Source organism: Paraburkholderia sp. JPY465, assembly GCF_050436725.1.
Lineage (GTDB): Bacteria > Pseudomonadota > Gammaproteobacteria > Burkholderiales > Burkholderiaceae > Paraburkholderia > Paraburkholderia youngii.
This window is the reverse complement of record NZ_JBNDMT010000003.1, coordinates 182834-204623: the sequence shown is the minus strand read 5'-3', so window position 1 is coordinate 204623 and position 21790 is coordinate 182834. Positions and strand designations below refer to the sequence as shown.

Annotated in this window: 20 protein-coding genes and 1 tRNA gene; 12 read left to right on the top strand and 9 right to left on the bottom strand. The window is 64.2% G+C overall.

What is annotated here, in order from left to right:
* Positions 1-45: 45 nt before the first annotated feature.
* From sucC to recA, 4 genes are all read right to left on the bottom strand, one after another.
* Complete coding sequence (sucC, locus tag QFZ94_RS15490; RefSeq protein ID WP_013090442.1) at positions 46-1215, bottom strand: ADP-forming succinate--CoA ligase subunit beta; 1170 nt, start codon at positions 1213-1215, stop codon at positions 46-48.
* 57 nt (positions 1216-1272) lie between these two features.
* Positions 1273-1947 carry a DUF2889 domain-containing protein gene (locus QFZ94_RS15485; RefSeq protein ID WP_368583983.1) on the bottom strand — a complete coding sequence of 225 codons (675 nt, stop codon included), beginning with the start codon at positions 1945-1947 and terminating at the stop codon, positions 1273-1275.
* A gap of 129 nt (positions 1948-2076) precedes the next feature.
* Positions 2077-2844, bottom strand: coding sequence for a recombination regulator RecX (gene recX, locus QFZ94_RS15480; RefSeq protein ID WP_429457984.1), 768 nt, complete (start codon positions 2842-2844; stop codon positions 2077-2079).
* A 7-nt stretch (positions 2845-2851) separates the two neighbouring features.
* The gene (recA, locus tag QFZ94_RS15475) at positions 2852-3928 is read right to left on the bottom strand and encodes a recombinase RecA (protein ID WP_368583985.1); all 1077 of its coding nucleotides are present in this window, start codon (positions 3926-3928) and stop codon (positions 2852-2854) included.
* Between the two features lie 254 nt (positions 3929-4182).
* On the opposite strand from recA, the gene QFZ94_RS15470 reads away from it, so the two are divergent.
* The 4 genes from QFZ94_RS15470 to QFZ94_RS15455 all read left to right on the top strand — a co-directional run bounded on the left by QFZ94_RS15470 (position 4183) and on the right by QFZ94_RS15455 (position 8582).
* Positions 4183-4983 carry a response regulator gene (locus QFZ94_RS15470; RefSeq protein WP_429457981.1) on the top strand — a complete coding sequence of 267 codons (801 nt, stop codon included), beginning with the start codon at positions 4183-4185 and terminating at the stop codon, positions 4981-4983.
* 9 nt (positions 4984-4992) lie between these two features.
* Entirely contained in the window at positions 4993-6531 is a 1539-nt protein-coding gene (locus tag QFZ94_RS15465) for a sensor histidine kinase (RefSeq protein ID WP_368583987.1), read from the top strand.
* A 229-nt stretch (positions 6532-6760) separates the two neighbouring features.
* Positions 6761-8419 carry an MFS transporter gene (locus tag QFZ94_RS15460; RefSeq protein ID WP_368583988.1) on the top strand — a complete coding sequence of 553 codons (1659 nt, stop codon included), beginning with the start codon at positions 6761-6763 and terminating at the stop codon, positions 8417-8419.
* 86 nt (positions 8420-8505) lie between these two features.
* Positions 8506-8582: transfer RNA gene (locus tag QFZ94_RS15455), tRNA-Met, on the top strand.
* 63 nt (positions 8583-8645) lie between these two features.
* Here the strand turns inward: QFZ94_RS15455 and QFZ94_RS15450 are convergent.
* Positions 8646-9857 carry an MFS transporter gene (locus QFZ94_RS15450; RefSeq protein ID WP_429457977.1) on the bottom strand — a complete coding sequence of 404 codons (1212 nt, stop codon included), beginning with the start codon at positions 9855-9857 and terminating at the stop codon, positions 8646-8648.
* A 433-nt stretch (positions 9858-10290) separates the two neighbouring features.
* Between QFZ94_RS15450 and QFZ94_RS15445 the strand changes: the two genes are divergently transcribed.
* Positions 10291-10626: a hypothetical protein gene (locus QFZ94_RS15445; RefSeq protein ID WP_176121782.1), complete on the top strand. Its 336-nt coding sequence runs from the start codon at positions 10291-10293 to the stop codon at positions 10624-10626.
* 76 nt (positions 10627-10702) lie between these two features.
* Here the strand turns inward: QFZ94_RS15445 and QFZ94_RS15440 are convergent, their stop codons facing one another.
* Complete coding sequence (locus tag QFZ94_RS15440; RefSeq protein ID WP_429457974.1) at positions 10703-11146, bottom strand: MarR family winged helix-turn-helix transcriptional regulator; 444 nt, start codon at positions 11144-11146, stop codon at positions 10703-10705.
* Positions 11147-11283: 137 nt separating this feature from the next.
* Here QFZ94_RS15440 and QFZ94_RS15435 point away from each other — a divergent pair, with 137 nt between their 5' ends.
* A complete protein-coding gene (locus QFZ94_RS15435) occupies positions 11284-12822 on the top strand; it encodes a DHA2 family efflux MFS transporter permease subunit (RefSeq protein ID WP_410848584.1) in 1539 nt (512 codons plus the stop codon).
* Positions 12823-12845: 23 nt separating this feature from the next.
* Here QFZ94_RS15435 and QFZ94_RS15430 read toward each other — a convergent pair whose 3' ends face one another.
* On the bottom strand, positions 12846-13559 hold the full coding sequence (locus QFZ94_RS15430; RefSeq protein WP_368584071.1) for a FadR/GntR family transcriptional regulator: 714 nt from the start codon (positions 13557-13559) through the stop codon (positions 12846-12848).
* 132 nt (positions 13560-13691) lie between these two features.
* Here QFZ94_RS15430 and dgoD point away from each other — a divergent pair, with 132 nt between their 5' ends.
* The gene (dgoD, locus tag QFZ94_RS15425; RefSeq protein WP_176121784.1) at positions 13692-14840 is read left to right on the top strand and encodes a galactonate dehydratase; all 1149 of its coding nucleotides are present in this window, start codon (positions 13692-13694) and stop codon (positions 14838-14840) included.
* A 177-nt stretch (positions 14841-15017) separates the two neighbouring features.
* Positions 15018-15320, top strand: coding sequence for a hypothetical protein (locus QFZ94_RS15420; RefSeq protein ID WP_013090463.1), 303 nt, complete (start codon positions 15018-15020; stop codon positions 15318-15320).
* A gap of 180 nt (positions 15321-15500) precedes the next feature.
* Here the strand turns inward: QFZ94_RS15420 and QFZ94_RS15415 are convergent, their stop codons facing one another.
* Together QFZ94_RS15415 and copC are read right to left on the bottom strand one after the other, a co-directional pair.
* Positions 15501-16430, bottom strand: a complete 930-nt coding sequence (locus QFZ94_RS15415; RefSeq protein ID WP_368583992.1) for a CopD family protein — start codon at positions 16428-16430, stop codon at positions 15501-15503.
* Positions 16427-16804, bottom strand: coding sequence for a copper homeostasis periplasmic binding protein CopC (copC, locus tag QFZ94_RS15410; RefSeq protein WP_368583993.1), 378 nt, complete (start codon positions 16802-16804; stop codon positions 16427-16429). The genes QFZ94_RS15415 and copC overlap by 4 nt, the downstream gene beginning before the upstream one ends.
* Positions 16805-17146: 342 nt before the next feature.
* Here copC and QFZ94_RS15405 point away from each other — a divergent pair, with 342 nt between their 5' ends.
* The 4 genes from QFZ94_RS15405 to QFZ94_RS15390 all read left to right on the top strand — a co-directional run bounded on the left by QFZ94_RS15405 (position 17147) and on the right by QFZ94_RS15390 (position 21737).
* Positions 17147-17878 carry a c-type cytochrome gene (locus QFZ94_RS15405; protein WP_176380868.1) on the top strand — a complete coding sequence of 244 codons (732 nt, stop codon included), beginning with the start codon at positions 17147-17149 and terminating at the stop codon, positions 17876-17878.
* 21 nt (positions 17879-17899) lie between these two features.
* Positions 17900-19201, top strand: a complete 1302-nt coding sequence (locus QFZ94_RS15400) for a c-type cytochrome (RefSeq protein ID WP_368583994.1) — start codon at positions 17900-17902, stop codon at positions 19199-19201.
* Between the two features lie 132 nt (positions 19202-19333).
* Positions 19334-19954: a PAQR family membrane homeostasis protein TrhA gene (gene trhA / locus QFZ94_RS15395; protein WP_429457968.1), complete on the top strand. Its 621-nt coding sequence runs from the start codon at positions 19334-19336 to the stop codon at positions 19952-19954.
* A 226-nt stretch (positions 19955-20180) separates the two neighbouring features.
* Positions 20181-21737: a DEAD/DEAH box helicase gene (locus QFZ94_RS15390; protein WP_410848586.1), complete on the top strand. Its 1557-nt coding sequence runs from the start codon at positions 20181-20183 to the stop codon at positions 21735-21737.
* The last annotated feature ends 53 nt before the right edge of the window (positions 21738-21790 follow it).

The following is a 21790-nucleotide window of genomic DNA, read 5'->3' as shown; positions in this document are numbered from 1 at the left end:
GTCATTTTGGCAAATGAGCTGGTAAATGCGCCGTAGACAGGTGGCTTACGCCTTGCCCGAAGCAGCCGCGACGACCTTCTGAGCCGCTTCTTCCATGCTGTCCGCCGAGATGATCGGCAGGCCGGATTCGGCGAGCATCTTCTTGCCCAGGTCTTCGTTCGTGCCCTTCATGCGGACCACGAGCGGCACCTTCAGCGACACGGCCTTCGACGCCGCGATCACGCCTTCCGCGATCACGTCGCAGCGCATGATGCCACCGAAGATGTTGACCAGAATCGCGGTCAGGTTCGGGTTCTTCAGCATGATCTTGAACGCTTCGGTAACCTTCTCGGTCGTAGCTCCTCCGCCGACGTCGAGGAAGTTCGCCGGTTCGCCGCCGAACAGCTTGATGGTGTCCATCGTTGCCATTGCGAGGCCAGCGCCGTTCACGAGGCAGCCGATGTTGCCGTCGAGCGAGATGTACGCGAGGTCGAACTTCGACGCTTCGATTTCAGCCGGATCTTCTTCGTCCAGATCGCGGTAAGCGACGATTTCCGGGTGACGGAACAGCGCGTTCGAATCGAAGTTGAACTTCGCGTCGAGTGCGATGACCTTGCCGTCGCCGGTCAGGATCAGCGGGTTGATTTCGGCGAGCGATGCGTCGGTTTCCCAGAATGCTTTGTACAGGCCTTGCAGGATCGCGCGGGCTTGCGGGATCGAAGCGTCGGGCACGCCGATCTTCTTCGCGAGGTCGTCTGCTTCCGAGTCCTTCAGGCCGGTCGACGGATCGACCGCAACCTTGTGGATCAGCTCAGGCGTCTTTTCCGCGACTTCTTCGACGTCCATGCCGCCTTCGCTCGATGCCATCACGACGATCTTCTGCGAAACGCGATCGATCACGAGACCAACATACAGTTCCTTCTTGATGTCAGCGCCTTCTTCGATCAGAAGGCGATTGACCTTCTGGCCTTCCGGACCGGTCTGGTGCGTGACGAGCTGCATGCCGAGGATCTGGTTCGAGTACTCGCGAACCTGTTCCAGCGACTTGGCGACCTTGACGCCGCCGCCCTTGCCACGGCCACCTGCGTGGATCTGAGCCTTGACGACCCACACCGGGCCGCCGAGCTCTTCCGCGGCCTTGACCGCATCATCCACCGAGAAGACCGGCTTGCCGCGCGGTACCGCGACGCCGAATTTCCGCAGGATTTCCTTACCCTGGTACTCGTGAATCTTCATGCGTGATTCCCTTCAGTCTGAGAGTTGGATAGAACTTCGATTCCGTTTTGCCGCCGTTCAGGCCGGCGCGTCGCCGCTTGGTGCGCGAGTCGCCGCGTCGTCCGACGAGGCCGCGCGTTCCGCCGGACGCGGTGCGTGGCCATACCAGCGCGGATAAAACTGTTTCACCGCCTCGCCGTCGAAACGCAGCGCGTGGCAGCGTCCCAACTGGAATGGCGGTTTGTCGTTGGAATGCTCGCCTGTGCCGTTAGACGATTCGTCTCCCGAACCCGCGTTCGCGCCCGGCGTGCCTTCATCGGTGTTCCAGACTTCGCCGGCGAACGCCTGGATCGCGGCGGTCGGCAGCATCGCGCACAGCTCGGTGAGATGCGTGCAACCGGCCGTGCCGGCCAGCAAACGGGCAGCATCGCGACGGAAGTTGTGGAACAGATTGAGCCCGATGAGGGCACGGTAGGCGGGATTGCTGGCCTGGCATAACCCTGGATAGGGTACCCAGTCGGACGACGCCTCGGCGTCGACGACATTGAGCTTGCGATCGATGGTGATGCGAAGCCAGAGTTCATGGATCGGCTGACCATTGGGCCGGATTCCCGACGGAAGCGCCACATCTCGAGGCTTTTCGTCGGTCAGGCACGCTTCCACATCCCACAGGCCATCGGCTCGCTCGTAAGCTTCCGCTCTGATTGCGCGACGATGGCGCAACTGACGGGACACTGGCGGGGAGAGCGACATGCGGGAAGGAAAGGCCGGATTGGAAAACTTCTGGATTTTAGCATAACGGGTATTTGGGACAGCCCCGATTGCGCACGGCCTCGCGCCGGGCTACGGCGCGGCAATCGACCGGCCGTCGGGGCTGACGTGCTAGTCGCCGTCCCAGATGTCGTCAATACCCTTCAGGATTTTGCCGATCGTCGCGCCGGAGAAGCCGCGCGACGCCAGGAAGCGCGCCTGCTTCGCGCGCTCGGCCGGGGTTTTCGGCAGCTGGCCGAACTTCTTGCGCCAGACCGCCTGAGCGCGCGCGAGTTCGGTTTCACGCAATTGCGCACTCGCCTCTTCGACCAGCACTGGGTTCAGCGCGTGCTGCTTCAGTTCGCCGAGAATGCGGCTCGTGCCGAGCCGCGTTGCGCGCCGGTGAACCAGACTTTCCGCGAAGCGCGAGTCCGATAGCCAGTTTTCGGCTTCCAGTGAGTCAAGCACCGTGTCGAGCGAATCGGTTTCCTCGACGTAGGGCTTCAGCTTGCGCGCGAGTTCGGCGCGGCTATATTCGCGACGCGACAGATAGCCGAGCGCGCGCGCTTTCAGCGGACGGGTTGGGCGTTGTGATTTTCTGCTGTCGTCTTGGTCGGCCTGCCCCGGTTTCGCTTCGCCGGCCTGGCGACGCGAACGGGTGTAGGTGACTTCGGAGGGGGATTGGGAATCGTGTCCGGAGAGATCCGGGCTGGACGATGCTGCAGGGGATCCGGACCGTGTACGCTGCGGCCCGCGGCCTGCGGCGCGGTCATGTGCGTCGAACGATTCGAACGGATCGAATGGATCGCCGGAATCAGGCGATCCATCCGCCGTGTCGCGCGGGCCGTCCGGATAGCGTCCGGAGTCGGAACCGGACAGAGGCCGGCCTTTGCGTATCACGTGATGCTTACTCTTCTTCGCCCGCGACTTCAGCGTCCGCGCCGGTCACGGCGTCCGCCATCGCGGTGACGCCCAGCGATTCGCGGATACGGTTTTCGATTTCGCGAGCGATGTCCGGATTTTCGCGCAGGAATTCACGCGCGTTGTCCTTGCCCTGACCGATCCGCTCGCCGTTGTAGCTGTACCATGCGCCAGCCTTGTCGACGATCTTCGCCTGCACGCCGAGGTCGATGATTTCGCCCTGACGCGAGATGCCCTCACCGTACAGGATGTCGAAGATGGCTTCGCGGAACGGCGGCGACACCTTGTTCTTGACGACCTTCACGCGTGTTTCGTTGCCGATCACTTCGTCGTTCTTCTTGATCGAACCGATGCGGCGAATGTCCAGACGCACCGATGCGTAGAACTTCAGCGCGTTACCGCCCGTGGTGGTTTCCGGGTTGCCGAACATCACGCCGATCTTCATGCGGATCTGGTTGATGAAGATCACGAGGCAGTTCGTGCGCTTGATCGTGCCGGTCAGCTTGCGCAGCGCCTGCGACATCAGACGCGCCTGCAGACCCGGCAGCGAGTCGCCCATTTCGCCTTCGATTTCCGCCTTCGGCACCAGCGCCGCGACCGAGTCGATCACGATCATGTCGATCGAGCCCGAGCGCACCAGCGCGTCGGCGATTTCGAGCGCCTGCTCGCCGGTGTCCGGTTGCGAGACCAGCAGGTCGGCGACGTTCACGCCGAGCTTGCCCGCATATTGAATGTCCAGCGCGTGTTCCGCGTCGATGAACGCCGCAGTGCCACCGAGCTTCTGCATTTCGGCGATGACCTGCAGCGTCAGCGTGGTTTTACCGGACGATTCCGGACCGTAGATTTCGACCACGCGGCCGCGCGGCAAACCGCCGACGCCCAGTGCGATGTCGAGGCCGAGCGATCCGGTGGAGACCACCTGGATGTCTTCGACTGCCTCACCTGCGCCGAGCCGCATGACCGACCCTTTGCCGAACTGCTTTTCGATCTGCGCGAGCGCGGCGGCGAGAGCCTTGCTCTTTTCAGCAGTCAGTCCAGCCGAGCCTTTCTTGCTTTCTTCCATGAATCGTCCTTTGCTATGATGAACGGCGTCTGAGGCAGGTGTGCACCCGTGGTTTCACTCGAATTGAGCGGAGCCTGCAGGACATCACACGAAACGCAGACACTGTATAAAAAAACAGTGGTTTTGGCAAGCGCGATTATGATGCGAACGCGCATTTTTAATGTCGCGTCACCCCCACTACCCACAATAATGTTCGGAGACCGCTGCGCGCCGGGGCAAGCCCCACGGTGCCGGCAAAGCCAGGCTGGCGCACCATGCGAATTCTGATTGCCGAAGACGACAGCATACTCGCGGACGGTCTGGTTCGATCACTCCGCCAATCGGCCTATGCGGTCGATCACGTCAAAAGCGGCGTAGAAGCCGATACCGCGTTGTCAATGCAGACGTTCGACCTATTGATCCTCGATCTGGGCCTGCCGCGCATGTCCGGGCTGGAGGTGCTGCGCCGCCTGCGCGCGCGCAATTCGAACCTGCCCGTGCTGATCCTGACCGCCGCAGACAGTGTCGACGAACGCGTCAAAGGCCTCGACCTCGGCGCCGACGATTACATGGCCAAGCCCTTCGCACTGAACGAACTCGAAGCGCGCGTGCGCGCGCTGACGCGGCGCGGTGCCGGCGGCGGCCCGACCGTCGTGCGGCATGGCTCGCTGTCGTTCGATCAGGTGGGCCGCATCGCCTATGTCAACGACCAGGTGATCGATCTGTCCGCGCGCGAGCTCGGTCTGCTCGAAGTGCTGCTGCAACGGATCGGTCGGCTGGTCTCGAAAGAGCAGCTCGTCGACCATCTGTGCGAATGGGGCGAGGAAGTCAGCAACAACGCGATCGAAGTCTACGTGCACCGGCTGCGCAAGAAGATCGAGCCGAGCGGCGTGCGCATCATCACCGTGCGCGGGCTCGGCTACTGCCTCGAAAAAGCGGCGCCGCCCGCGAATGCGAACACGCCCGCCGCCGGCTCCGAGCCGCAAACGGCGCAAACGGCACAAGCGGCACAAGCAGCACCACCTTCCCCCGCGCCGTCGTCCGCCGCGATGCCGGCGAGCCATCACTACAAATAGAGGCCAGCGATGTCCGCACGCGCTGATCGCGCCACGGCGCACGCGGCGGACCTCGACGAGGCGCGCGACGCGCGCTACGCCAACCCGTTCGCCCCGCCCGACGAAACCGAAGCCGCCGCCGAGGCGCGTCCGCGCTCGCTGTTCGGCGAGATTCTCGACTGGATGCTCGCCCCGCTGCTGCTGTTGTGGCCGATGAGCCTCGCGGTCACCTATCTGGTCGCGAAATCGATCGCGAACGGGCCGTTCGACCGCGCGCTCGAAACCGACGCCTATGTGCTCGCGCGCCAGATCCATCCGGTCAACGGCGTCGCGGAGCTGTCGCTGCCCGACTCGACGCGCGACTTCCTGCGCGCCGACAACGTTGACAGCGTGTTCTTCCAGGTGCTCGGCACGCGCGGCGAGCTGGTGGCCGGCGAGCGCGACATGCCGCTGCCGCACGAGGAGGACCGCCCGCCACCGGGCCTCGTCGAATTCCGCGACGACGTGCTGCGCGGCAACGACATCCGCGTCGCGTATACGACCGTCGAGTTTCCGCAGACGCCGGGCGCGCAGCCCGTGCTGGTGCAGGTCGCCGAAACGCTCGACAAGCGCAGCCAGCTCGCCAACGACATCATCAAGGGCGTGATCCTGCCGCAGTTCGTGATCCTGCCGCTCGCGATCCTGCTCGTGTGGTTCGGGCTATCGCGCGGGCTCGAGCCGCTGCATGCGCTGCAGGCGCATATCCGCGCGCGGCGGCCGGACGATCTGTCGCCGCTCGAAGCGCGCCGCGCGCCGCCGGAAATCGAGCCGCTCGTCACGTCGTTCAACGATCTGCTCACGCGCCTCGAACAGAACATGGAGCTGCAAAAGCGCTTTATCGCCGACGCCGCGCATCAGATGAAAACGCCGCTCGCCGGGCTGCGCACGCAGGCCGAGCTTGCGCTGCGCCAGAACGCGTCGGCCGAGGTGCATCGCTCGCTCGAACAGATCGCGACGAGCTCCGAGCACGCCGCGCGGCTCGTCACGCAGCTGCTCGCGCTCGCGCGCGCGGAGAACCGTCGGTCGGGGCAGATCTTCACGCCGGTCGAACTCGGCGAACTCGCGCGCAGCGCTGTGCGCGAATGGGTGCAGGCCGCGCTCGCGAAGCAGATGGACCTCGGCTACGAAGCGCCCGACGAGCCGGTCGAGGTCGCCGGCAATCCGGTGATGCTGCGCGAAATGCTGTCGAACCTGATCGACAACGCGATCCGCTATACGCCGGCGGGCGGCCGCATCACCGTGCGCGTGCGGCACGACGCCCCGGCGCGGCTCGTGCATCTGGAAGTCGAGGACACCGGGCTCGGCATTCCGGCCAGCGAGCGCTCGCGCGTGGTCGAGCGCTTCTACCGGATTCTGGGCCGCGAGGGCGACGGCAGCGGCCTCGGTCTCGCGATCGTGCGCGAGATCGCGGCGATGCACGGCGGCGAGCTCGCCATCGACGACAACGTCTACCAGGAATCGCCGCGGCTCGCCGGCACCCTGGTGCGCGTCAGCTTGCAGGTGCTCGAACGGGGGCGGGACTTACCCTAACACGGCCGTATTGTCAGCTTGATCGTCAGCGTGTTTTTGAGATATTTCAGCGCGGATCGCGCAAATATCGCCGCACATTGACCGAAATTGATCGCCTGTTCGCCGGTTTACCGGACTACCCCAGGTTTTGGCGTCGAGTCAGAACGCCGTAAGTTTCCACTCCAATAATCGGTTGCACGGGGACGCCTGCGCTGGCGATCCGTGTGTATATCAATATTGGAGACGACATATGGCTACCGTTGGCGGGCAACTCTCGCACGCGCCGATGACGCGCGATGAGAAGCGGGTGATCTTCGCATCGTCGCTGGGTACGGTTTTCGAGTGGTACGACTTTTATCTGGCCGGTTCGCTTGCGGCCTTCATCAGCAAGAGCTTCTTTTCCGGCGTCAATCCGACCGCGGCGTTCATTTTCACGCTGCTCAGCTTCGCCGCGGGCTTCGCGGTGCGGCCGTTCGGCGCGGTAGTATTCGGACGGCTCGGTGACATGGTCGGGCGCAAGTACACGTTCCTGATCACGATCATCATCATGGGTCTGTCGACGTTCCTCGTCGGCTTCCTGCCCGGCTATGCGGCGATCGGCATCGCTTCGCCGGTGATCTTCATCGCGATGCGCCTGCTGCAAGGTCTCGCGCTCGGCGGCGAGTACGGCGGCGCCGCGACCTACGTGGCCGAACACGCGCCGGCGAACCGCCGCGGCTTCTACACCGCGTGGATCCAGACCACCGCGACGCTCGGCCTGTTCCTGTCGCTGCTCGTGATCCTCGGCGTGCGCACTTTCATGGGCGAAGACGCGTTCGGCGCCTGGGGCTGGCGCATCCCGTTCGTCGTGTCGATTCTGCTGCTCGCGGTGTCGGTGTGGATTCGCCTGCAACTGCATGAGTCGCCGGTGTTCGAGCGCATCAAGGCCGAGGGCAAGACCTCGAAGGCGCCGCTCTCCGAAGCGTTCGGCCAGTGGAAGAACCTGAAGGTCGTGATTCTCGCGCTGCTCGGCCTGACGGCCGGCCAGGCTGTCGTGTGGTACACGGGCCAGTTCTACACGCTGTTCTTCCTCACGCAGACGCTGAAGGTCGACGGTACGAGCGCCAACATCATGATCGCGCTCGCGCTGCTGATCGGCACGCCGTTCTTCCTGTTCTTCGGCTCGCTGTCGGATCGCATCGGCCGCAAGCCGATCATCATGGCCGGTCTGCTGATCGCCGCGCTGACGTACTTCCCGCTGTTCAAGGCGCTCACGCACTACACGAACCCGGCGCTCGAAGCCGCAACCGCGAAGTCGCCGATCGTCGTGATCGCCGATCCGGGCGAGTGCTCGTTCCAGTTCAACCCAGTGGGCACGGCTAAGTTCGTGACCTCGTGCGATATCGCGAAGGGCGCGCTGTCGCGAGCCGGCCTGAACTACGACAACGTCGCGGCGCCGGCCGGCACGATCGCGCAGATCCGCGTGGGTGATACGGTCGTCAACACGTTCGACGGCCGCGCCCCCGACGCGAAGGAGCAAGCCAAGACCTTCGAGAAGACGCTCGCCGCGACGCTGAAGGCCGCCGGCTACCCGCCGAAGGCCGATCCGGCTCAGATCAACTGGCCGATGAGCGTCGTGATCCTGACGATCCTCGTGATCTACGTAACGATGGTCTACGGTCCTATCGCGGCGATGCTGGTCGAGATGTTCCCGACGCGCATCCGTTATACGTCGATGTCGCTGCCGTATCACATCGGCAATGGCTGGTTCGGCGGCTTCCTGCCGGCGACCGCTTTCGCAATCGTCGCCGCGCGGGGCAACATCTACTCGGGGCTCTGGTATCCGATCATCATCGCGGTGATCACCTTCGTGATCGGCATGCTGTTCGTGCGCGAAACCAAGGACTCGGATATCTACGCAAAAGATTGAGTGGACCGCGAGTCCGGGCCACCTGAAAAAGTTGTGCGCCGGGGGTTGACAGCCTCCGGTTGCCCCAGCATAATCTCGCTTCTTTCGGCGAATTAGCTCAGTCGGTTAGAGCGACGGAATCATAATCCGCAGGTCCGGGGTTCGAGTCCCTGATTCGCCACCAGCTTCAAGAAAAAGCCGCTGTCCCACAAGGACAGCGGCTTTTTTGTTTTTCAACGCTGCCACGTCAACTCAGGTCGTTACGCGATCCGGCCGGTGTCGGGTGAAAGAGAAGCGCCACGACGGTCACCACACCGAACGCCGCCCCCGCATAAAACGTCATGGCGGCACCCACACGTTCCCACAGCTGACCTGCGATAACGCTCGAAACCAGCGTCACGATGCCGCTCAGCAGATTGAAGAAACCAAATGCAGTCCCACGCAGATGCGCCGGCGCCGTGTGCGCGACCATCGTGGCGAGCAGGCCTTGAGTCATCCCCATGTGCAGCCCCCAAAGCGCTACCCCGACGACGACGACACCCCAGTGGGTGCCGTGCGCCAGCACGAGGTCGGCGCCGATCAACACGATCAGACCACCGATCAGCAGCCGCGTATGACGCATCGTGTCCGCGAGTTTCCCGAATGGATAAGCGGACAGCGCGTAGACGACATTCATTGCCACCATGACCAGCGGAACGAGCGCAATCGGTACGCCGCTACCCATCGCACGAAGCACCAGGAAAGCCTCGCTGAATCGCGCCAACGCGAACACAGCCCCTATCCCTACGACCCACCAGTAGTCCAAACCAAGGTCCTTGAGACTCTGCCACCTCACAGGGTTGCTTCTCTTCGCGCGAACCTCGTGCTCGGGCTCGGTGATACCGAACGTCAAAAGCGCGACCGCGAGCACGCCGGGAATGACGGCAAGCCAGAACGCAAGCCGAAAATTGTCTGCCCATATCAGCATGATGAGAACGGCCAGCAGTGGTCCGACAAACGCACCGACCGTATCGAGCGACTGGCGCAGGCCGAAGGCCGCGCCACGAAGGTGTTGCGGCGTGACATCTGCGATGAGCGCATCGCGAGGCGCACCACGAATGCCCTTGCCGACACGGTCGATGACGCGCGCCGTCACCACGACTCCCACCGACGACGCAATGGCAAAAAGCGGCTTGCTCATCGCGCCGAGCGCATACCCGGCGACGGCGAGCCACTTCCGGTTGCCGAGGTAGTCACTTAGCGTTCCCGAAAACACCTTGACGATTTGAGCCGTGGCCTCCGCGACGCCTTCGATGAGCCCAATCGCGCCGGCCCCGGCGCCAAGGCTCGCCAAGAGAAACATTGGCAGCAGGCTGTGGATGATTTCGGATGAGATGTCCATGAAAAGACTTACACATCCTAGAACCCACACGCTGCGTGGAATCTGCCGCACGACATTGACTTGCGATTCGTTTCGCATTCGATAGGGATGGCATCAAATAACGCGGTAGAAACGGTACGGACGCATGCGAGCGCTAGCGCAGTTCGCTACGACCGCTACATCTTATCTGGCATCGCTGAGTCGGATACCTCCGCGGCGCGTCACCGATGGCGGCGCAAGAATTGCTGTCGCACTGTGGGAAATGCCCAGCGCTGGGTCTGGCTCGTTCATCGCGAGCGTGGCTTGCGAGCGAGCGTTACGCGAGCATCCGGATGGAACGAACGATGAGCAATGGCGTCGCAGAGTATGGGCAGTGAAGCGCCGCGGGTTTCGTTGGCAGCTCCGTCTCTTGAGAGAATAGCGCCCCGAGAAAGTCTGGCAAGTTCTCTCCGGAGGTTCAACGCGCGTCCACAATGCAGAACCTGGCAGGCTTCCTTCCGCAATTCCGTCGCAACTTCGAGGAGGTTCCTAAATGACGTTCCGCACCGTCGCGCTTGCCGCAACCACCGCTGCGCTCACGCTCGCCGGCACGACCGCCGCCCTCACCGCACAGGCCCAAACGCCGAGCACGTCCGACAGTCAATGGCGCGCCAGTTCGACCATGCTCGCGACGCTGCTGCAGGACGGCTACAAGATCGTCGCCGTGGTCAACAACGGGCCGGCCGACACGATCTTCGTGCAGCGCGATCAGAGCGCGTTCAAATGCATCGATGCGCAGCAACCGGAAGCAAAAGCGAAAACGGCGGCCGCGGGCTGTTATGAGCTGGTACCGCCGAGCGGCGGCGCGCCAGCGTCGGAATCCAAATAACGTGATTTGAAGCGCGTGCCCAACGTCGCTCGGGCTCGCGCGAAAGACTTCAGCGCCTCGCCGACACCGCGACGCTTCAGCGATCCACCAGCCGGCTCAGGTTGCCGCGCACCCGCTGGAGCAGCGCGATCAACTGCGCCGCTTCTTCATCGCTGAAACCATTGAGCGCTTCGAGCGCGACCTCGTCGCCGACCTTGCGCGCCTTGCCGAGCGTGCGCTCGGCCTTCGGTGTCATGCGCACCTGGCGCTCGCGGCGATCCTGCGGATTTGCGGTCCGCGCGATCCAGCCGCCCTCCTCCATCCGATCGAGCAGCCGGCCCGCCGAGATCGGCGCGACCTCGAGCAGATCCGCGAGCCGGGCCTGATTGATCTCGCCGTAATGGCCGAGATAGGCGAGCACGCGACACTGCGCGCGAGTCAGGTCGACCGACGACTTCGCGTGATCGTCGAATCGCTTGCCCGCCAGCCGGCCGACGTCGTAGATCAGAAAGCCGAAGCGCTCTTCGAATTGGGTTTTCATGCGCGGATTATACGGAAGCAGTTCGGCTTTCAGCGTGCTTACCCCCTGCGTTCGAGGTTCAGCACAACTCCCAATAGCGCAAACCCGCATTGGCGATATACTAAGCATGCTTACGATATCGACCCTCCCCACCTTTCATGTCTTCCGCCTCCACGCCGGCGAGCGCCACTGAGCTGCTCAACCGGCCGATGATCACAGTCTCGATCATGCTCGCGACGCTGATCCAGACGCTCGACAGCACGATCGCCAACGTGGCGCTGCCGCATATGCAAGGCACGCTGTCCGCGTCGCAGGACGAGATCACGTGGGTGCTGACTTCCTATATCGTCGCCGCCGCGATCGCCACGCCGCTGACTGGCTGGCTGGCGGACCGCCTGAGCGTCAAGCGGCTGCTGCTGATTGCAATCGGCGGCTTCACGGTGGCATCGGCGTTGTGCGGTCTCTCCGAGACGCTGTCGCAGATCGTCGTGTCGCGTTTGCTGCAAGGGATTTTCGGCGCGTCGCTCGTGCCGCTGTCGCAGTCGATCCTGCTCGACATCAACCCGCGCGAAAAGCAGGGCCAGGCGATGGCCGTATGGGGCATGGGCGTGATGGTCGGGCCGATTCTCGGGCCGACGCTCGGTGGCTGGCTCACCGATAGCTACAACTGGCGCTGGGTGTTCTTCATCAACGTGCCGATCGGCGCGTTCGCGCTGTTCGGCGTCGCAACCTTCCTGCCCACGCGCGAGCCCAAGCACGACGTGAAGTTCGACGCGTTCGGCTTCGTCACGCTCGGCCTCGCAATCGGAGCGTTGCAGGCGATGCTCGATCGCGGCGAGCAGCTCGACTGGTTTTCATCGACCGAGATCGTGATCGAGGCGCTCGTCGCGGCGATCAGCTTCGCGTTCTTCCTCGTCCACACGGCGACGGTCGGCGAGCGCTCGTTTTTCAAGTACAAGTTGCTGAAGGACCCGAACTTCGCGACCGGCACGTTTTTCATCTTCGTGATCGGCGCGGTGATGTACGCGACCCGCGCGCTGCTGCCGCCGATGCTGCAGAACCTGATGGGCTATCCGGTCGCGACCACCGGCCTCGTCACCGCGCCGAGCGGCGCCGGCACGATGGTCGCGATGCTCATCGCCGGCCGGCTGCTCAGGCGCGTCGACGCGCGGCTTCTATTGCTCTGCGGCTTCCTGATCTCGGCGTTCGCGCTGTGGCAGATGATGCATTACACGATCGTGCTGTCGGAGTCGAACATCGTGTGGCCCGGCGTGATCCAGGGCTTCGGGCTCGGCCTCGTGTTCGTGCCGCTGTCCGCACTGACGTTCTCGACGCTGTCGCCGGAGCTGCGCGCGGACGGCACCGCGACCTATAGCCTGATGCGCAATATCGGCAGCAGTATCGGCATTTCGATCGTGCAGACGCTGATGACGCGCAACACGCAAATCTCGCACGCGGACCTCGCCGCGAACGTGACTGCGTTCAATCCGGCGCTGCAGTCGATGCTCGACGGCGGCTCGAGCTACGACATCGCGGCACTGAACGCGTCGATCACGCAGCAGGCGGCAATGGTCGCGTATCTGAACGACTTCAAGCTGATGTTCGTGGCGACGCTGCTGGTCATCCCGCTATTGCTGCTGATCCGGCCGTCGCATAAGGCGCCGGATGCGTCGGCCGCGCATGCGGCGATGGATTGAGATCGAGCTCGGCGCTGTCCGCCTCAGCCTTCGATTCGCCCGCGCGTCACGCCGAGCAATGACGACATCGCCGCGTACGCCGCCGCGGTATCGCGCGCGCGGATCGCGTCGTACACCGCCGTGTGCTCGGCGAGCGACGCGTTGAACACATCGGCGCGTTTCGCATTGAGCCGCAACTGTGCCTCGAGCGTGCGCTCGATCAGCGCGCCGAGCGGAATCAGCAATTCGTTGCTGCACGCGGTCAGCACGCACAGATGGAACTGCAGATCCGCACGCACCCATTCATCGACGTTACGCGCCGCCACCATCGCGGCATGGGCGGCCGCAAGCGCGCCCAAGGTGTCATCGGTGCACGCGGTGGCCGCGAGGCCGGCCGCGTAAGGCTCGATCATCTCGCGCATTTCCTGCAGCTTGAGTGCGAACGCCATCGGCTCGGCGACGCGCGAATACCAGTCGAGCAGATCGGCATCGAGCAGATTCCACGCGGACTTGACCCGCACGCGTGTACCCACGCGCGGCCGCGATTCGATCAGTCCTTTCGACGTCAGCGTGCGCAGCGCCTCGCGCAGCACCGTGCGGCTCACACCGAACGTCTCCATCAACTCGGCTTCGCGAGGCAGGATCGACTCCGGCGCATAGTCGCCGCGCAGAATCGCGGTCGCGAGCAGTTGGGTGACTCGCCCATGCAGATCGTGCGGAATGGTTTTCTCCTCGCGGGTGGTGGTCTCGTCGCGCAACGGCGACGAGTATTCCAAATCTCACCACTATGTGACAAATAGTACTATTAATAGTATTTTAGTGCACTTTTGTTGTAGCATGGAACTCCCAAAATTCTTTGCGTGCCGGCAGATCGTCAGGAGACTCACATCATGAAAATCACCAAGCTCGAAACCTTCATCGTCCCGCCGCGCTGGTGCTTCCTCAAGATCGAGACCGACGAAGGCATCGTCGGTTGGGGCGAGCCGGTGGTGGAAGGCCGCGCGCATACGGTCGCCGCCGCCGTCGAGGAACTCTCCGACTATCTGATCGGCAAGGACCCGCTGTTGATCGAGGACCACTGGCAGGTGATGTACCGCGCGGGCTTTTATCGCGGCGGTCCGATCACGATGAGCGCGATCGCCGGCGTCGACCAGGCGCTCTGGGACATCAAGGGCAAGCATCACGGCGTGCCGGTGCATGCGCTGCTCGGCGGCCAGGTGCGCGACAAGATCAAGGTGTACTCGTGGATCGGCGGCGACCGCCCGAGCGATGTCGCGAACAACGCGCGCGCGGTGGTCGAGCGTGGCTTCAAGGCCGTCAAGATGAACGGCTCGGAAGAGCTGCAGATCATCGACACCTTCGACAAGGTGCAAGGCGTGATCAACAACGTCGCGGCGGTCCGCGAGGCGGTCGGGCCGAACATCGGCATCGGCGTGGACTTCCACGGTCGCGTGCACAAGCCGATGGCGAAGGTGCTCGCCAAGGAACTCGATCCGTACAAGCTGCTGTTCATCGAAGAGCCGGTGCTGTCGGAGAATGCAGAGGCGCTGCGCGACATCGTGAACCAGACCAATACCCCGATCGCGCTCGGCGAGCGTCTGTATTCGCGCTGGGACTTCAAGCACATCCTGTCGGGCGGCTACGTCGACATCATCCAGCCGGATGCCTCGCACGCGGGCGGCATCACGGAGTGCCGCAAGATCGCCGCGATGGCCGAAGCCTACGACGTCGCGCTCGCGCTGCATTGTCCGCTCGGCCCGATTGCGCTCGCAACCTGCCTGCAGATCGACGCGGTCAGCTACAACGCGTTCATCCAGGAACAGAGCCTCGGCATCCACTACAACCAGGGCAACGACCTGCTCGATTACATCAAGAATCCGGAAGTCTTCAAATATGAAGACGGCTTCGTGTCGATCCCGCAGGGCCCGGGCCTCGGCATCGAAGTGAACGAAGAGAAGGTGCGCGAGATGGCGAAGGTCGGTCATCGCTGGCGCAATCCGGTGTGGCGTCACACGGACGGCAGCGTCGCCGAATGGTGATTCGTAGGCCATTGCGCCCGCGCGTTCCGGCCACGTGACGCGCGGGCCGCCCGCCCTGCCTCGATCTCCGCCCAGCCTTATCCCGCCCGGCCCTCGCCACGTTTGTTCGGTATCGGACAGACGCATGGTCTGCTCCTTGCTGAAATGCATGCCGACAACGCATGCAGCGGGGACACCATGGGCGAATTCCTTCCTGACTATCTGATCCGCGAACAGGCGGCGGTCGGCGCGCTGGTCGTCTTCGGCGTGCTGCGCATCATCGGCGCGATGGTCGCCTACGAGCGCGGATGGAGTATCGCGGTGGTCGGGAAATGCTTTATCGCGGCGGCAGTGCTGTACTGCCTGCCGCAGGTTTTCGATCTGCTCACGCAGATGGTCGGCACGCACGCGGCCGGCGCCGAACTCGAAGGCAAGGCCGCGGGCTGCGCGATCGCGTTGTTCTGCGCGCCGATTCTCGGTCACCGCCTCGGTCTCGAGTAAGCGCGCTTCGAGCCGGGCCGCGTGATGCGACTGACGCCTGCATTGCCGGAACGGGCGCGCGACGACGCGCCGTTTGCCTGAAGAGTAGTAGCGGGTGCGCTGGCCACAGCCAGGCGACCGTGTGTATTGCGCCGCACGTGCTTCGCAGTGCGGCGCTTTTTTATGCGGCTCGCCGCGCGTTCAACCGAGCGCAGCAAACGCCGGCACGGTGTGCGACAACGCGGCCGCGACGACGAACACACCGATCATCACGAGCGCTTCCAGATAGATCACGTTGACGAAGGTATGCGCATCCATCGTCGACGCGGTACGACGCAGCCGCGGCAGCGCCGAGGTTCGATTCAGCGCGCCGAGCACGAGCGCGAGCGCGACCAGTACGAGCTTCAATGTCAGCACATGGCCCCACGTGCTCCCCTGAATCGCTTCGAACGACCCGCCCGAGCCGCGCACGGCATTGAAGACGCCCGACAGCAACACCAACGCGACCGCGACGAGCGACACGTTCGACACCTGGGTCGCCGTGCGAATCAGCATGCCGCGCGCGGTCGATGCGCCGAGCGCCGGCAGCACCGCGAAGCCCGCGGCCATCGCGACACCGCCCCATACGCTCGTCGCGAGCACGTGCAGCGTCTGCATGCCGATCGCGGCCGACATCACGCCGGCATCCGCAGCATGACCGAGCGACGCCTTGCCCGCCGAGATCGCGAGCACCGCGAGCCACAGCAGCGTGTTACGCAGCATGCCCGTGCCATGGCTCAGCGCGGTGCCGAGCAGCACCAGCGCGCCGCCGAACGCGACGCTCCAGCCATAGCCGACATGCGTTTGCGTCAGCACCATCGGCACCATGCCGAAAGCCGCGGGCAACGCGACGCCGCTCATCGACGCCGCCTGATACAACAGCCAGCCGAGATCCGCGAGCACCAGCACGATGGTCGCCGCGAGCATCGAGCGATGTGCGCGCATCCAGCCGGGGCGCGCCGGTGAAGTGCCTTGCAGCCCGTCTTTCGCGAGCCAAGCGCCGAGTAGCGCCGAGCCAACGGCGAAGCCGAACGCGACGTTCATGAGCGCGGCCATTGCGACCTGCCCGATCCACAGTCCGTCGAAGTTCATTTGACGTTGAACGCGAAGTCGCCTTGCGTACGATGGCCATCGGTGGCCACCGCGACCCAGTGCACCGCATAGCGGCCGCTCGACAACTGAGGCAGCGCGAGGCGCATCTCGCGGGCGTCCGCGCTGTCGACCGTCGATGCGGTCGAAGCCGCGGACTTGCCGCTTCCATCGGCGAGTGTGATCTTGCTGAACGCCGGCTCGAGCGGCTCGGTGAAATGAATGGTCACGTCGGCGGGCGCGACGGCCTCGGCGTTCGCGGCCGGCACGCTCGAGATCGGATGCGCATGCGCGAACGCGGTGGATGACATGGCCAGCGCCACCGCGCCGGACATCAACGCTCGCAGCGTCGATGAGGAGAAATCGAATAGCTTCATGTAAGGCCGATAGCGGATGAGAACGAACGGAACAAAGCCGGGCCGACGACGCGCATCGTCTGCACGACGGCCGGCGAAGCCCGGAAGTGTACGCTTCGATGGCGCGCGCGGGGATCGGTTCAACCTTGCTTGATGAGACAAAGCTGTTGATCACGACGCGCGACGCAACTGAAGTCCCAAACTGGCAAACGCGACACACTGTCGCATGGCGGTCACACCTGGAACCGCATCTAATGCGGCAAATAGTCACCATTACCCTTCGATGATAGAATGCTGCGTCGCCGCAGCGACGGCTGTCCTTCACACCGAGCCGCCCGAAGTTCGGTCAGGTCCCCGATTCTGATGGAGTTACGCGTGTCTTCAAGACGCCTCTTCCGCCCGTTGCTTGCCCTTCTGCTGATCGGCTCCGCGGGTGTCTATAGCGCTGCGAAAGCGCAGACCCAACCGAAGGCCCCCGACACGATGGAAGCGCGCGTGCAAGGCTGCACGGCCTGCCACGGCTCGCATGGGCAAGGCACCGACAACGACTACTTCCCGCGTCTCGCGGGCAAACCGGCGGGATATCTGTTCAATCAGTTGCAGAACTTCCGTGAAGGGCGCCGCAAGTACCCGCCGATGAACTACCTCGTCACGTATCTCTCCGACGACTACCTGCATCAGATCGCCACCTTCTTCTCGCAGCAGCGCCCACCGTATCCGACGCCGGCCAAGCCGACGGCCTCCGCCTCCACGCTCGCGCGCGGTGAGCAGATCGTGCTGCATGGTGATGCGAACAAGCAGGTTCCCGCGTGCGCGGCCTGCCACGGCAAGGCACTGACCGGTATGGAACCGGCGATCCCGGGTCTCGTCGGCCTGCACGCCGACTACATCAGCGCGCAGCTCGGCTCATGGCGTTCGGGCACGCGTCGTGCGATCGCACCGGACTGCATGCACACCATCGCCACGCGCCTTAGCGACGAAGACGTGAACGCCGTCGCGGCCTGGCTTGCCACGCAGCAGGCTCCGCAAAACCCCGTGCCGGCTCCGGCCCGCTCCTTGAAGACTCCGCTTGCCTGCGGCAGCGAACCGCAATAAGGCGCCGGGAGAGACATTCAAATGAAACGCAAGTCTTTGTTCGCCCTCTCGGCAGTCGTCGTGGTCGCGGCCGCCGCACTCGTTCCCGTCCTGTGGTCGGGCGGCGACCATCTGCACAGCAGCGGCGCGGCCGTCGCGGCAACGCCCGCGGACCAGGCCGACCTGATCAAGAAGGGCGAGTACCTCGCCCGCGCCGGCGACTGTATCGCCTGCCATACCGTGCGCGGCGGCCAGCCGTTTGCGGGCGGCCTGCCGATGGCCACGCCGTTCGGCACGATGTTCACGCCGAACATCACGCCTGACGACCAGTACGGCATCGGCAAGTGGACCCAGGACGACTTCTATCGCGCGATGCACACCGGCCGCTCGAAAGATGGCAGCCTGCTCTATCCGGGCTTCCCGTTCACGAGCTACACGAAGGTCACGCGCGCCGACTCCGACGCGATCTACGCGTACCTGCGCTCGGTCACGCCGGTCAACGTACCGAGCCGTCCGCACGAACTGAAATTCCCGTTCAACCAGCGCAACATGCTGATCGGCTGGCGCACGCTGTTCTTCCGTGAAGGCGAGTTCAAGCCGGACCCGACCAAGTCGGTCGAATGGAACCGCGGTGCGTATCTGGTCGAAGGCCTCGGCCACTGCGGCATGTGCCATACGTCGATCAACGCGATGGGCGGCCCGGTCAGCTCGGCGGCATTCGCGGGCGGTCTGATTCCGCTGCAGAACTGGTATGCGCCGTCGCTGACGTCGAACAGGGAAGCCGGCCTCGGCGACTGGGACCTGAAGGACATCGCCGATCTGCTGAAGACCGGCGTGTCGAACCGCGGCGCGGTGTTCGGTCCGATGGCCGAAGTGGTTCACAACAGCCTGCAGTATCTGTCGACCGAAGACATCAACGCGATGGCGACGTACCTGAAGACGATTCCGCAGAAGAGCGAAGCGCCGGAACCGCTGCAGCTCGAAACCTCGGAAAAGTTCGGCGGCGAACTGCTGAAGCAAGGTCAGAAGATCTACGCTGACAACTGCGCGAAGTGCCACGAAGACAATGGTCTCGGCCGTCCGCCGGCATTCCCGCCGCTCGCGAACAACCAGTCGATCCAGATGCCGTCGGCGGTCAACCCGATCCGCATGGTGCTGAACGGTGGTTATCCGCCGAGCACGGACGCGAACCCGCATCCGTACGGCATGCCGCCGTTCGCACAGTCTCTGTCGAATCAGGAAGTCGCAGCGGTCGTGACGTACATTCGTATGTCCTGGGGCAACCACGGTACGGCCGTGTCGCCGCAGCAAGTGGCCGAGCTGCGTTCGGCGCCGCTCGACTAAGCAGGGTTTGACGTACCCTGGGCGCGGCCTGCGAGTTTCGCGGCCGCGCCCTTCGTTTTTTCAGGACCGGTATCATGTGGGCCTGTTTGTGTTGGCGGTCGCCTTCGTGGGACCGTGCAGGAGGAAAGAGTCGTGCCTGTCGGTGAGCGTTTGAACAGCATTACCCATCTCGTCGGCGCCGTGCTGTCGGTGGTGGGGCTGGCGGCGCTCGTCACGATGGGCGCGCTCGCCGGCGACGCGTACAAGGTCGTCAGCTTCAGCGTGTATGGTGCGATGCTGTTCATGCTGTATGCGATCTCGACGCTGTATCACAGTGTCAGCCATCCGCGTCTGAAGGCGATTCTGCAGAAATGCGATCATTCGGCGATCTACCTGCTGATCGCCGGCAGCTACACGCCGTTCACGCTCGTCACGTTGCGTGGACCGTGGGGCTGGTCGCTATTCGGCGTGAGCTGGGGGCTCGCTGCCCTCGGCATCGTGCAGGAACTCACGCTCGGGCGACGCACCCGCAGCGTGTCGATGGTGCTATATGTGTTGATGGGATGGCTCGCGCTCGTAGCCGTCCGCCCGCTGGTGCAGGCGTTGCCGGCCGCGGGTACCGCGTGGCTCGTGGCCGGCGGCGTCATCTATAGCGCCGGCATCTATTTCTTCATCAACGACGAGCGCATCCGCCACGGACATGGTATCTGGCACCTGTTCGTACTGGCGGGCAGTCTGTGTCAATTCGTCAGTGTCGCGCGCTATGTCGCGTGACGTTCCACGGCGACGAATTGCAACTTAAGGCCAGTCGACGTGTCTGCATAGCGCGTTGAAACCATTCGGCACATCTGTGAGCGTGCCGCCGATTTCTCCGTGAACGGAACCGGGCTGCGGCCTCGCACACGCCATGCTGGCGTGTCGATGCCGCGCTGGTTTTTCCGCGTTGGGGTCCTATGGACTCAGCGGGGCCGTTCGCGAAACTGCATTGCAAAGAGCTTTTATGTCTTTTGATTCCCTCGGCTTGTCCGAACCGCTGGTCCGCGCTGTCAACGAACTCGGCTACACCAGTCCGACTCCGATCCAGACTCAGGCGATTCCGGCCGTGCTCAACGGCGGCGATCTGCTCGCCGGCGCGCAAACCGGCACCGGCAAGACCGCCGGCTTCACGCTGCCGATCCTGCAGCGCCTGAATTCGATGGCGCCGGCCGCCGGCGGCAAGCGCGTGGTGCGCGCGCTGATCCTCACGCCGACGCGCGAACTCGCCGCGCAGGTCGAAGAAAGCGTGCGTGCTTACGGCAAGTATCTGAAGCTGAAGTCGACCGTGATGTTCGGCGGTGTCGGCATCAATCCGCAGATCGATGCGTTGAAGCGCGGCGTCGATATCGTCGTCGCGACGCCGGGCCGTCTGCTCGACCATATGCAGCAGAAGACCATCGACCTGTCGCATCTCGAGATTCTCGTGCTCGACGAAGCGGACCGCATGCTCGACATGGGCTTCATCCACGACATCAAGCGCGTGCTCGCGAAGCTGCCGCCGAAGCGCCAGAACCTGCTGTTCTCGGCGACCTTTTCCGACGAGATCAAGGCGCTCGCCGACAGCCTGCTCGACTCGCCGGCATTGATCGAAGTCGCGCGCCGCAACACGACGGCCGAAACGGTCGCGCAAAAGATTCACCCGGTCGATCGCGACCGCAAGCGCGAACTGCTCACGCATCTGATCCGTCAGCACAGCTGGTTCCAGGTGCTCGTGTTCACGCGCACCAAGCACGGCGCGAACCGCCTCGCCGAACAGTTGACGAAGGACGGCATCAGCGCGCTCGCAATCCACGGCAACAAGAGCCAATCGGCCCGCACGCGCGCGCTCGCCGAGTTCAAGGACGGCACGCTGCAGGTGCTGGTGGCGACCGACATCGCCGCACGCGGCATCGACATCGATCAGCTGCCGCACGTGGTCAACTTCGATCTGCCGAACGTGCCGGAAGACTACGTGCACCGCATCGGCCGCACCGGTCGCGCGGGCGCGACGGGCGAGGCGGTGTCGCTCGTGTGCGTCGATGAACTGCAGTTGCTGAAGGACATCGAGAAGCTGATCAAGCGTCCGGTCCCGCAGGAAGTGATCGCCGGTTTCGAGCCGGACCCGACCGCGAAGCCGGAGCCGATCCAGCGACGCGGCCAGGGCGGCGGCGGGCGTTCGCCGCGCCAGGGACAAGGCGCCGGGCGCCGTGACGGCGGTGCTGGTGGTGGCGCATCGGCCAAGCCGGCTCAAGGCTCCGGTCAGCGTTCGGGACAGCGTGCGTCGAATGCTCAGCCCGCGCCGCGGCCGCAAGGTGCGAAGCCGGCCGGCAATGGCGGTCAGCCGCGTCGCGATATGCAGCGGCACGACGATCGGCCGCGTGCGGCCGCGCACGATGGCGCTCCCGCGCACCAAGCGCCGCGCAAGCCGCAAGGCAATCGTTCGTCCAACGGCAATCCGGGCGCGTTGCTCGGCGGCGGCGTGAAGCGCAACGATGCGCCGCGCGGCGCGCAACCGTCGCGCAACGGCGACCGCGGCCGTTAAGCGTCGCTCCGCCTAAAGGCTGCCGGCGCATCAGCCGTTTAGCGCTTCCTGCT